Genomic DNA, 12,246 nt, shown 5'->3' with positions numbered 1-12,246 from the left:
TGAATACTTAACGCCAAAAAATACTATTGACGGCTATTAATAAGAAAATGATTGCTTGTGTACGGAGCAATATAACTTTAGTTTTATTGTTCACAGATAGTTTACTTCGGCTTCTATCGGCCAGTTCCACCACCAATAAGTACCAGAGCATATCAATAAAAAACACTGTACCTAATAAAATCAGAGCTAAATCTAGACCAACCGCATCCACTGGTACAAACTGAGAAAACAACGCGAGAAAGAAAAACGCTAATTTAGGGTTTAAAAAACCGATTAGAAAAGCCTCTCGACTAGCTTTTACATAAGTATTAAGACTAACCTCGTTTTCGACGGTTGCTTGAACATTATTGTCTAAAACCTTGGTGTTTAAAGTCGCTATTTCATCTGTAGTTAACGTACTTGCGGCCTTCAATATGTTCACCGCTAAATATAACAAGTAAGCTGCCCCAGCGTATACAATTGAAGTAGCTACTATCGGAAATTCGTTAAAAAGTTTAGCCAATCCAAAAACAGTAGCAAACGCATACAATAAAATAGCAAACGCATGCGCAACACTAGCGCAGCGACCAGCCGTTTTATTGCTTGTAAAAGTATGTCCTAAAATTATTGCTAGGCTCGGGCCGGGGGTCGCAGCACCTAACAAGCAAACAATCGCCAAAGAAAACCAATCTACAATATTCATTTTTACTCCGTTTCAGTTTTCATTTTCCCATAGTTCTTAAAGGTTATATAGATATGTTTAACTTAGTTTTAACAATTAATTGACTTTCAAATAACGATTTCTGGAAATGTCGATCACTAACAATGGCAAAAATCTTACTAACTGCTTTGCGAGACTAAATTTTCGTAAAAGTATCAGAAAAACAAGGCAATTTTCAGAAAAAGTTCTAGCATTATAGAAGCAACATAAAATAAGGGTTTAATATGGAATCAGTTAAAGTTAAAGATCACATGAATAGTCGTCCTATACACTTTAAAGGCACCGAAACGGTGGTTGAAGCAGTAGAAAAACTGCTGGAATCAAAAAGCTCTGGTGGTGCAGTTGTTAATGATGAAAAGCGAGTTATCGGTTTTTTATCGGAACAAGATTGTTTAAAAGCTATGTTATCTTCTACATATCACAGTGGCGAAGCATCAAAGTGTGTGTCAGAGGTAATGTCTACTGAAACAATGTTAGTTAAGCCTTATGACAGTATTCTAGCTGTCGCTGAGGATATGCTAGTCTCCAAACCAAGAGTGTACCCTGTTGTAGATGACGATGGCCATTTAGTAGGAAGCTTAACGCGGACTCTAGTACTAAGTGCATTAGATAAACATTTACATTCGATATATGAAAAAGGCTCACATTTCGTATAGCCCTACACAACGTTATAGGGCAGAGTAATGTTTAACGACTTAGCATAAGCCTTTGAGACTGCCACTCTTATTGCTTTTTGCGAGCCAATATCAATGTTAGAATCTCACTAACATTTGTAAATTTAGATATTTTAGGCTCGTAGTGCAATCAATCAATTACTCAATTATCGACGGTGTTTTACGTCAAGACTTCTTTAAATTGAAGTCTCGGCTTCGATCGTTAACTAAAATTAGCGATGAAAATAAACGTGCTAAACTATTGTCGTCAATTGAATTAGCCGCTGAAAAGTCCAAAGCCTTAAAAGCCAAAAAAATTGCGAATAAACCAGCAATTGAATATCCAGAGCTACTACCTGTAAGTCAAAAACAACAAGAAATTAAAGACGCAATTGAATCTAATCAAGTTGTTATTATTGCTGGTGAAACTGGTTCAGGTAAAACGACTCAGATACCTAAAATGTGCTTAGAACTAGGAAGAGGTATTGAAGCTAAAATCGGGCACACTCAACCAAGACGATTGGCCGCTCGCAGTGTAGCTAATCGCTTGTCTGAGGAATTACAAAGTGAACTTGGTCAAGCCGTTGGTTATAAAGTTAGATTCAATGACCAAGTTTCAGAACATAGCTATATTAAGTTAATGACGGATGGTGTTTTGCTTGCTGAACTTCAGCATGATAGATACCTTAATCAATATGATACCTTGATCATAGATGAAGCGCATGAACGAAGCTTAAACATCGATTTTATTTTAGGTTTACTGAAAGAGTTGTTACCTAAACGACCAGACCTAAAAGTTATTATTACTTCCGCAACAATAGATCCAGAAAGCTTTAGTAAACACTTTTTTGATGCGCCAATTATATCGGTAAGTGGGCGTACATATCCCGTTGAGGTCAGATACCGGCCTCTTGAAGACGTCTCAATAGACAATGTTGTAGCAGAGCAATACCAAGACAGTGACCAAATAAATGGTATTTTTGCCGCAATTGAGGAACTAGATCATGAAGAGCCTGGAGACATCTTACTATTCATGAATGGTGAGCGTGAAATTCGCGATACAGCAGATGCTCTCGTTAAGCGTAAATTCCGTAATACCGAAGTGCTTCCTTTATTTGCTAGGCTTTCTGCAGCAGAACAAAACCGTATATTTGCTCAACATTCCCAGCGACGTATAGTGTTAGCGACTAACGTTGCCGAAACGTCATTAACCGTACCTGGTATTAAATATGTAATTGATACAGGTACGGCTAGAATTTCTCGTTATAGCTACAAGACAAAAGTACAACGTTTGCCTATAGAGCCCATATCACAAGCCAGTGCAAACCAAAGAAAGGGCCGTTGTGGACGTACAGAGCCTGGAATTTGTATAAGACTCTATAGCGAGGAAGATTTTAATTCTCGTCCGGAATTTACAGCCCCAGAAATACTTCGTACAAATTTAGCGTCTGTCATTTTACAAATGTTATCTTTAGATTTGGGCGAAATTGAATCTTTCCCATTTATACAAAAGCCTGATAGCCGCTTTATCTCCGATGGTATGCGCTTGTTAGAAGAGCTAGGTGCAATATCACAGTCTAAAAATAAGTTAGCGAAACGCTCACGTAATAAAAGTCGTAATCAGTCCATTAGTCAATTAACAAAAATTGGACATCAATTAAGTCGAGTGCCTCTCGATCCACGTTTAGCGACAATGGTACTTTCGTCCCAATCTACCAACGTTCTGCATGAGGTGGTTATTATCGCCACAGCGTTAAGTATTCAAGATCCCAGAGAGAGACCATCAGAGTTCAAACAAAAATCAGATGAAAGTCATGCGAGATTTAAAGACAAAGATTCAGACTTTATTTCATTTTTAAATTTATGGGATTACTTAATAGCCCAGCAAAATAATGAATCGCGGTCACAGTTTAGAAAGCGCTGTAAAACTGAATTTATTAGTTATTTGCGAGTTCGTGAATGGCAAGATTTAGTGTTTCAAATTGAATCAACGCTTGCCGAACTCGGAATTAAGACAAACGTAAAAATGTCGAAATCTAACACACAAGAACTCGCCGAAGAGTTTATTGACAATCCAACAGTTGATAGAAATTATCAAGAAATTCATATAGCTATATTGTCAGGTTTGCTAAGTCATATTGGCCAAAAAATTGTTAGAGAAGATAAGAAGTCAGGCGACAAAAAGCCAAAAGCGTTAGGATACCAAGGCGCGAGAAATAGCAATTTTCATATATTTCCGGGTTCAAACCTTTTTAAAAATACACCTAAATGGGTAATGGCTGCGGAACTAGTAGAAACATCAAAGCTTTACGCTAGGTACGCAGCCAAAATTGATTCTGACTGGATATCACCGCTTGCACAACATTTAGTATCAAGAAGTTATGCGGAGCCTTATTGGGATAAAAAGCAAGGGGCCGTAATGGCCTATGAAACACAAACTTTATTTGGGTTAATAATAGTCGCTCGAAAGCGAGTTAACTTTTCTAAGATTGATGTAGAGCAAAGCCAGCATATCTTTATACAAAACGCATTAGTTTATGGTGAGTTAGGAAGTCAAACATCATTCCTGTCTAAAAACCAAGCGTTAATTGAAAGCATCAAAGAGATAGAAAATAAAACTCGTCGCCGTGATGTGTTAAAAGATGAACCTGAGTTAGTTGAGTTTTATAAAGATAGACTCCCTGTTGACATTAATAACAGGGCCGCACTTTTAAAATGGATTAAGGTAAATAATTCTGAGTTGTTGGTGGCTGAGTTTAAGGATTTTGCGTTAGTAGAATCTTCAGAATCAACGGTTAAAAACTTTCCTGATTTTTGGCGCCAGGATACGTTAACGTTGCCAATTGAATATGACTTTGAACCAGGGCAAGACTACGCGGACGGCGTTTCAATAAGAATACCATTGGCACTTTTAAACCAAGTTCATTATAAAGGCTTTGATTGGAATATAGAGCCATACCGATACGACTTAATTGTTGCACTTATTAAATCACTACCAAAGACATTACGACGAAATTTTGTCCCAGCCCCTAATTTTGCTAAAGCAGTACTACAACGGTTTGAAGAAAAAAGTGTATCAATAGATGAGCCGTTAGTTGAAGTATTATCACTGGCGTTATTTAGAATGACGGGTGTAAAAATAGAAAAAGAGCAATGGCAATGGGATTCAATCGATAGTTATCTAAAGGTGAATTTTAGAGTCGTAGGCGACAAAGGAAATATTGTTGCGCAAGGTTTTGATTTACTTGAATTACAGAATAAGCTGCAAGGCAAAGTTAAAGAAACATTAAAACAAGCGGTTGATGATGATATTGAACAAAAAGATGTTGATGACTGGACGTTTGGTGAGTTACCAACTAGTTATGTAAAAGAGCAGGCTAGCTTTAAGATTAAGGCTTTTCCGGCGCTGGTTGTTCGCGATAATAAAATAAATGTTGAGCTATTAGATAACCAACAAAAAGCAGAACATGAGCATCTAAAGGGCGTTGTAGCTTTGTTAATCAAAACTTTGCCATCGCCAATCAAACATTTGCAAAAAAAGCTACCTAACAAATCTAAGCTTGTCCTTTACTTTAATCCATTCGGTCAAATCGAAGCTTTAATTAAAGACTGCGTAAAAGCTGCATTAGAAAAAGAAGTAGCAGGGCGCTTACCGAGGAATGAAGCTGAATTTTTCCACTTGCAACAAGAACTGGGGGCTTCGTTAAACGAGAAGGTTTTTGAAGTAACGCAAAAAGTCGAGAAAATACTTTATGTCGGTCATCAGATTGCAAAAAGCTTAAAAGGAAAAGTGTCACTGGATATGATACAGGCGAACGCATATATAAAAGCACACTTAGAATCACTAATTTATAAAGATTTTGTTAGTGAGTCCGGTGTTGATAAATTAGAAGACTTACTACGTTATATTAAAGCATTAGAGATAAGACAGGCAAAGCTTAAGGTAGATGTTGTCAAAGACCGGCAAGCGCAGATAGAACTGGATAAAATCTATGAAGGCTACGACAATCTTGTCAAAAAATTACCGAAAGGGTTTCCAATTCCTAGCGACGTTGAGGATATTTACTGGATGATTGAAGAGTTTAAAGTTTCCCTATTTGCTCAATCACTAGGTACAAAGTTTCCTATATCGTCTAAGCGAATTAAACAAGCTATCAAGGACGTACAACAATCGCTCTAACTTTAATTTCATAACGATTTAACAAAATATATCGCAAAAAAAAGGAAGCGCATGCTTCCTTTTTTATTACTGATATTTATTACTGATATTTATCAGTAATAAATATCAGTTTATCTCAACACTGAGACTTTAAGTTAGAAATGCAAAGACAAGCCAACAAATGCGCCAGACATATCAATGTCAGCCATTAGGTCGTCTTCATCACCATCAAAGTCAGTAGGGTCTATATTTAACTGAAACGAGCGATAGCCAGCCTCTAAGTTAACGTCAAGTACTGGAATCATAGGCAAGGTGTAACGTAATACAATTTGAAAGTCTGTATGGTCTGTATCACCGTAACCTACATAATTAGCTTCACCCATTATCGCCAGTCCAGTAAATGGTAATTCAGCTCCAACACGTGCGAATAACATAGGCACTGGGCTATCAAGTTCAGCCGTCGCATTTCCAATGTTTACAAAACCATCGAATTTACGAACGTTTAAACCGAAGTCAACCGTTACGACTGGTAAAGGTAAACCCCAGTACAAAGTATAATCGGTGTGTGAAAGGTCAGTCACTACATCTAAACGACCATTTCCTGTCGTGTCGCCACCAAAACGGTAGTTATTATCAAATTGAGCAAAACCTGTAGTGTCGAGAGTGGTTTGTTTTATCTGGATATTAGGAATAACCGGGATTGGATGCTCAAATGCAGCCCAAATTACGTTATTTGTGGAGTCTTCTAAATTTAAATCGTCTTGTAGATCTAAACTGTTCGGATTTGCAGAGACAAGGCCTTCATAGGTTGTATTCCATGCATACGCTCCAGCCCAAACGTCCACTAAAGGAGCTGCACTTGCACTTGCAGACGCAAATGCTAATCCTAATGCGATAATTGTTTTTTTCATTTTCATTCCTAAATTATGACAGGTTGTCGTATCTCTATTTTCAATGCTTAGTCATAGCAAAGTCAATTGTTAGATTAATTAATATTAACTTATAACTAGATTTTTTCTTGATAATTGTTATTTTGGGAGCAGAATAATAGTGACCCGTAAGTTTGGCTGGTGTTTTTAATTTATTAAGGTGTTTTCGGATTTCAAATGCATAAAATAAATGTTTTACTGGTCGATGATGAATATTTCAACTTTGAAATGTTGAATATTACTTTAGGTGACTCTTTTAATATATCGTATGCTAAATCTGGTCAAGAGGCTCTATCTAAGATTGTCTCTGACAAGCCAGATGTGCTTCTGCTTGATGTTTGTATGCCAGGGTTAGATGGCTACGATACTTGCAAACTAGTTAAAAATACGCCTGAAACAAAGGCTATACCAATAATAATGTTGTCCGGATTAGAAAATAGTCAGGATAAAAGTGAAGCTTTTGCTAGTGGCTGTGACGATTATGTGACTAAACCATTTGAAATCGCTGAGTTAAAAGAAAAATTGATAAAATTTGCAAAACTTACATAAGGAATAGGGGGCTGCATGATTCGATATGACGATAACCGTAACTTTTTTCGAATGATGGTAAATACAAGTATAGAAGTGGAAATTTCAGACGCGGATGCGGGACGAAAAATTGATGCAGTCTGTAGGGATTTGAGCGCAACAGGTCTGGCTATAGAAACAGATGAGCATATAGAACCGGGCACGCAAATAATGTGCAGAGTTGACGGTACAAACAGTGACCTTCCTGCATTACAGGCATCTGCCACAGTAGTACGTTGTACACTTGAAGAGTCAGGTGTTTACACTGTAGGTGTTGAAATAAACGAACAGCTATAGAACGGAAAAATCCCCGAAAGAACGCCTTTCAGGGAATCTATATGTATTCGTTATTTTTCATCAAGCTTTATGTTGGTTGCATGAAGACCCTTGGGTCCTTCACTTAGCTCAAACTCAACCTCTTGGCCTGCTTTTAGCGTTTTATAACCGTCCATAGTTATTGTTGAAAAATGAGCAAATATGTCTTCTTCTTTGCCATCTTCACGAATAAATCCGAAACCTTTAGCGTTGTTGAACCATTTCACTTTTCCGACTGCCATACTTCTACTTCCTTATTTAGAATTAAACCAGTTATTAATCATTATATGAGAGAGTGACTCATACTTAATTAATGACTGTAGATAAATTAGTCAATTAATTCATTTTTTACAAGTACGAATTGTTAAATGTTATAAAAGTTTTTATATATACTAGATAAATCAACAAATTTTATGGAGCTTCAGAGGCATATGCCAAATTTAAGCAACAATGATCAGGGAACCGGCTTAGCAAAGGAAGCATCTAAGTCTAAACTTAAAAGACCACCTATGTATAAAGTGATCTTGAATAATGACGATTACACCCCCATGGACTTTGTAGTAGAAGTTTTACTTAAGTTTTTCGCTATGGATTTAGAGCGAGCGAACCACATTATGTTTCGAGTTCACAAAGAAGGGAAAGCTGTGGTTGGTACATATTCAGCAGAAATTGCCGAAACTAAGGTTGCTCAAGTCAATCAATACTCACGAGCGAGTCAGCATCCATTGTTGTGTACGATGGAGCAAGAGTAGCCGTTTACATAAATTAAGTAGGTTAATATGTTAAATAAAGCATTAGAAGTAACGTTAAACGATGCATTTCGGTACGCTAAAATAAATCGCCATGAATTTATGACGGTAGAACACCTGTTAATAGCATTACTTGATAATCAAGATGCTAAAGTCGCCTTAGAAGCATGTTCGGCTGACCTAGATAAAATTCGCGTTGAACTGACCGAGTTCATTGCCCAGACTACACCCTATTTACCAGAAGAAGCGGACAAAGAAGATTTAGACACCCAGCCTACACTTGGTTTCCAAAGAGTATTGCAAAGAGCGGTATTCCACGTTCAGTCATCAGGACAGCAAGAAGTCTCCGGGGCGAATGTTTTAGTCGCGATATTTAGTGAACAAGAATCACACGCTGTTTATGTTCTAAAAAGTTTTGATATTAGCCGTCTAGATATTGTTAATTTCATTTCTCATGGTGTTGATAAAGACGGTGACGACTCGGACTCTGACGAAGCAGATTCTGGTGAAGAAAACAGTGCAGATTCTGAGAGCAGTTTAGATAACTTGTGCACTAACTTGAATGAGTTGGCGAAGACTGGTGGCATTGATCCGCTTATTGGAAGAGACGAAGAGTTAGAGCGTTGTGCGCAAATTTTATGTCGTCGTAAAAAGAATAACCCATTACTAATTGGTGAAGCCGGTGTAGGTAAAACTGCAATAGCAGAAGGTCTCGCATATCAAATTGTTAATGGACAAGTTCCTGACGTGCTTGCTGACGCTACGGTATATTCATTAGATATGGGTGCGTTATTAGCGGGAACTAAGTACCGTGGTGATTTTGAAAAACGTCTCAAAGGTTTGTTGAAACAGTTGCAAGCAAAAGAGCATGCCATACTTTTTATTGATGAGATTCATACAATTATAGGAGCCGGCGCTGCGTCTGGTGGTGTTATGGATGCCTCTAATTTGCTTAAACCGTTATTATCAGCCGGCAAGTTACGCTGCATGGGTTCAACAACCTATGGAGAATATCGGAATATATTTGAAAAAGATAAGGCGTTAGTTCGCCGTTTCCAAAAAATTGATGTTGTAGAGCCAAGTGTTGAAGACACAACTAAGATCTTAATTGGTTTAAAAGACAAATACGAAAAGCATCATGGTGTAAAATATACCAACGCCGCGCTTCGTTCTGCAGCTGAACTGTCTGCGAGATACATCAATGAGCGTCATTTACCCGACAAAGCAATTGATGTTATTGATGAAGCTGGTGCTAATCAAAAAGTTTTACCTAAATCAAAGCGTAAAAAACAAATTAATGTTTCTGCCATAGAGCAAATTATTGCAAAAATAGCTCGGATCCCTGAAAAGTCTGTATCGCAATCAGATAAAGATGTATTAAAGAATGTTGATAGAGACCTCAAGTTGGCTGTTTTTGGCCAAGACAAGGCGGTAGACGCTCTTACCGCTGCAATTAGGTTATCGCGAGCAGGCTTAGGAAATGAGAATAAACCTGTAGGTAGCTTTTTGTTTGCTGGCCCAACGGGCGTTGGTAAAACAGAAGTGACTAAACAGTTAGGGAAAGTATTAGGCATAGAATTAGTTAGATTTGATATGTCGGAATACATGGAACCACATGCAGTAAGTCGTTTGATAGGTGCGCCTCCGGGTTATGTTGGCTTTGATCAAGGTGGCTTGCTCACGGATTCGGTGTTAAAACATCCGCACTGTGTTGTTCTACTAGATGAAATAGAAAAAGCTCACCCTGATGTGTTCAATATCCTATTACAAGTTATGGATCATGGTACTTTGACAGACAATAACGGCCGTAAGGCAGATTTTAGAAACGTTATTTTAGTTATGACTACAAATGCCGGCGTTCAAGAAACGACAAGAAAATCAATTGGTTTTGCTCAACAAGATAATAGCACCGATGCGATGGTTGAGATTAATAGGGTGTTTTCTCCAGAGTTTAGAAACCGTTTAGACGACATCGTTTGGTTTAATCATTTAGATAAAAAGGTGATCGAGCGAGTTGTTGATAAATTTATTGTGGAGCTTCAGTCACAATTAGATGCAAAGCAGGTGGAGTTGTTTGTATCTGACGAAGCAAGATTGTGGTTTGCTGAGAACGGCTATGATAAAGATATGGGTGCTCGTCCTATGTCTAGACTAATTCAAGATAAACTTAGAAAACCGTTAGCTAATGAAGTTTTGTTTGGTGAGTTAGCAGAAGGCGGCAAAGTAGAAATTGAAGTAAATGAAAAAGAGTTATCATTTAAATTCACCAGCAAATCGAAAGTCGCTGCGGAATCTAATTAGTTGCTTTTTATGAAACAAAAAAACCGAGTTTTACTCGGTTTTTTATTATCTAATCGTAATTAAACTTTGTTAATTAACGAGCACGGAATGTGATACGACCCTTCGACAAATCGTAAGGAGTCATCTCGACTGTGACTTTATCACCCGTTAAAATTCGAATGTAGTGCTTACGCATCTTTCCGGAAATGTGTGCTGTCACAACGTGACCATTTTCTAATTCAACACGGAACATAGTATTAGGCAAGGTATCTAAGATAGTGCCTTGCATTTCAATAACGTCTTCTTTCGCCATTAAGCGTATAACCTCTGGGATTTCGTTAAGCGTATAAAAATAAGCGCAGATTTTGCCCAAAAAGCTTAGTAAAGTAAAGGTAATATCACAATTAATTAAAAGCTTTTCACTTCAACCCAAATTGTGTCATGTAACACTTGAAAAGGTTTGAAGTTTGTTTTGTAGTTCATCTTAGCGCACGCTTGGATGTAATAGCCTAAATATAGCCATTGTTTATTCATAGTCGATGCAAATTCAAGTTGCTTTAACACCATAAATGTCCCTAAAGAGTATTTGTCATATTCGGGGTCAAAAAAAGTGTACACCGCAGATAACGCATCGGCCGTTTTATCACCAATTCCAACAGCAATTAAACTGTTATTGTCATATACCTCTATAAAATAGGGTAATAACCATTGGCACTTTGCAAAGCTATCTAATTGAGAAGGCTCTGCTGGGTACATTGTACCATCATCGTGGCGAGTATTTATGTATTTCTCAAATAGCTCATAATAATTGTCGGATATTGCTGTTGATATCTTCACATCAAATTGACGGCATTTGTTTAACACTCTTTTCTGACTTTTAGATGGGTTAAACTGGGCAACAGGGATTCTAATTGATTGACATTGTTTGCAGTCGTCACAATGAGGTTTGTATACCATATCTTCTGAACGTCTAAATCCGTTTGCCTGCAGGAGGCTATATAGATCGGCTGACATCGGCATGTCATCACAATAAAAAAGCAGCCTTTCTTCTTTTCCTTGCAAATAACTACAAGAGAAGGGCTGTGAGACGGCGAGTTTAATATTTGGCATTTAAAACAATTATCACTTATTCAAACAAGCAGGCGAAAGAACGGTTGCATTAAAAACAGAGAGTGGAATTGTGCTCTCCTTAGCCTTTTCTAGCCTATTAATAAACCACTCGCGAGATACCGTTTTAGCTCCCATACTCATTAGATATGGATTTGCAATTTGGCAATCTATTAAAGCGTTTTCAAATGGAGAAATAAGCTCGCCAAGCGACAAAAGTGCAACTTTTGATGCATTAGGCTGTAACGAAAACATTGACTCCCCACAAAAACAACTGCCTACCAATACGCCGTATAATCCACCAATTAAGATTTGTTGATTATTCGATGATTGCCAAATTTCGATTGAGTGCGCGTAACCCGCATAGTGTAAATCGGTATAGGCTTTAATCATTTCGGGGAATATCCATGTACCGTCATCAACTCTAGGTTGAGAGCACATTGTAATAACATCTTCAAAACATTGATTAACGGTAACTTTATAATCACACCGTTTTAAAAATTTCTTTAATGATTTATTAATTCGGATAGCGTTTGGGTCGATTACTGCACGAGGATCAGGAGACCACCAAAGAAGCGGCTCACCCTCACTGTACCAAGGGAAAATTCCATGCTGATAAGCATAAGAAACGCGTTCTACCGAGAGATCACCACCCACAGCGAGCAAACCGCTAGGCTCGTCTAACGCATTTTTCACACAAGGAAACCATTGTGTGTCATCTGTTAGGTAGGTGAGAGATTTAGACATAGACTCGTTAACGAAAAGTAAAGGGCAGGTAATCTGCCCT

General features: G+C 37.8%; 12 protein-coding genes. 6 read left to right on the top strand and 6 right to left on the bottom strand.

Translation table 11 applies throughout. The features are described 5' to 3' along the window. Positions 1 to 7: 7 nt before the first annotated feature. Entirely contained in the window at positions 8 to 682 is a 675-nt protein-coding gene (locus tag J9318_RS09185; RefSeq protein ID WP_210559642.1) for a LysE family translocator, read from the bottom strand. A 242-nt stretch (positions 683 to 924) separates the two neighbouring features. Here J9318_RS09185 and J9318_RS09180 point away from each other — a divergent pair, with 242 nt between their 5' ends. Together J9318_RS09180 and hrpA are read left to right on the top strand one after the other, a co-directional pair. Beyond that, positions 925 to 1,356: a CBS domain-containing protein gene (locus J9318_RS09180; RefSeq protein ID WP_210559641.1), complete on the top strand. Its 432-nt coding sequence runs from the start codon at positions 925 to 927 to the stop codon at positions 1,354 to 1,356. A 142-nt stretch (positions 1,357 to 1,498) separates the two neighbouring features. Further along, on the top strand, positions 1,499 to 5,533 hold the full coding sequence (gene hrpA / locus J9318_RS09175) for an ATP-dependent RNA helicase HrpA (protein ID WP_210559640.1): 4,035 nt from the start codon (positions 1,499 to 1,501) through the stop codon (positions 5,531 to 5,533). Positions 5,534 to 5,667: 134 nt separating this feature from the next. Here hrpA and J9318_RS09170 read toward each other — a convergent pair whose 3' ends face one another. Beyond that, positions 5,668 to 6,423, bottom strand: a complete 756-nt coding sequence (locus J9318_RS09170) for a TIGR04219 family outer membrane beta-barrel protein (RefSeq protein WP_210559639.1) — start codon at positions 6,421 to 6,423, stop codon at positions 5,668 to 5,670. Positions 6,424 to 6,618: 195 nt separating this feature from the next. Between J9318_RS09170 and J9318_RS09165 the strand changes: the two genes are divergently transcribed. Beyond that, positions 6,619 to 6,990 (top strand): response regulator, encoded by a 372-nt coding sequence (locus J9318_RS09165; RefSeq protein ID WP_210559638.1) that lies wholly within the window; start codon positions 6,619 to 6,621, stop codon positions 6,988 to 6,990. Between the two features lie 15 nt (positions 6,991 to 7,005). After that, a complete protein-coding gene (locus J9318_RS09160; RefSeq protein WP_210559637.1) occupies positions 7,006 to 7,305 on the top strand; it encodes a PilZ domain-containing protein in 300 nt (99 codons plus the stop codon). Positions 7,306 to 7,355: 50 nt separating this feature from the next. Here the strand turns inward: J9318_RS09160 and cspD are convergent, their stop codons facing one another. After that, the gene (gene cspD, locus J9318_RS09155; protein WP_210559636.1) at positions 7,356 to 7,565 is read right to left on the bottom strand and encodes a cold shock domain-containing protein CspD; all 210 of its coding nucleotides are present in this window, start codon (positions 7,563 to 7,565) and stop codon (positions 7,356 to 7,358) included. Positions 7,566 to 7,754: 189 nt separating this feature from the next. Between cspD and clpS the strand changes: the two genes are divergently transcribed. After that, entirely contained in the window at positions 7,755 to 8,075 is a 321-nt protein-coding gene (gene clpS / locus J9318_RS09150) for an ATP-dependent Clp protease adapter ClpS (RefSeq protein ID WP_210559635.1), read from the top strand. A gap of 27 nt (positions 8,076 to 8,102) precedes the next feature. Beyond that, a complete protein-coding gene (gene clpA, locus J9318_RS09145) occupies positions 8,103 to 10,373 on the top strand; it encodes an ATP-dependent Clp protease ATP-binding subunit ClpA (protein ID WP_210559634.1) in 2,271 nt (756 codons plus the stop codon). Positions 10,374 to 10,446: 73 nt separating this feature from the next. On the opposite strand, the gene infA is transcribed toward clpA, so the two are convergent. The 3 genes from infA to aat all read right to left on the bottom strand — a co-directional run bounded on the left by infA (position 10,447) and on the right by aat (position 12,206). Further along, entirely contained in the window at positions 10,447 to 10,665 is a 219-nt protein-coding gene (gene infA / locus J9318_RS09140) for a translation initiation factor IF-1 (RefSeq protein ID WP_105053115.1), read from the bottom strand. Positions 10,666 to 10,760: 95 nt separating this feature from the next. After that, the gene (locus tag J9318_RS09135; protein WP_210559633.1) at positions 10,761 to 11,462 is read right to left on the bottom strand and encodes an arginyltransferase; all 702 of its coding nucleotides are present in this window, start codon (positions 11,460 to 11,462) and stop codon (positions 10,761 to 10,763) included. A gap of 12 nt (positions 11,463 to 11,474) precedes the next feature. After that, positions 11,475 to 12,206: a leucyl/phenylalanyl-tRNA--protein transferase gene (gene aat / locus J9318_RS09130; protein ID WP_210559632.1), complete on the bottom strand. Its 732-nt coding sequence runs from the start codon at positions 12,204 to 12,206 to the stop codon at positions 11,475 to 11,477. Positions 12,207 to 12,246 lie beyond the last annotated feature (40 nt).

Source organism: Psychrosphaera aestuarii (assembly GCF_017948405.1).
GTDB lineage: Bacteria > Pseudomonadota > Gammaproteobacteria > Enterobacterales > Alteromonadaceae > Psychrosphaera > Psychrosphaera aestuarii.
Note: the sequence above shows the minus strand (reverse complement) of the source record. Positions and strands in the feature narration are given on the sequence as shown.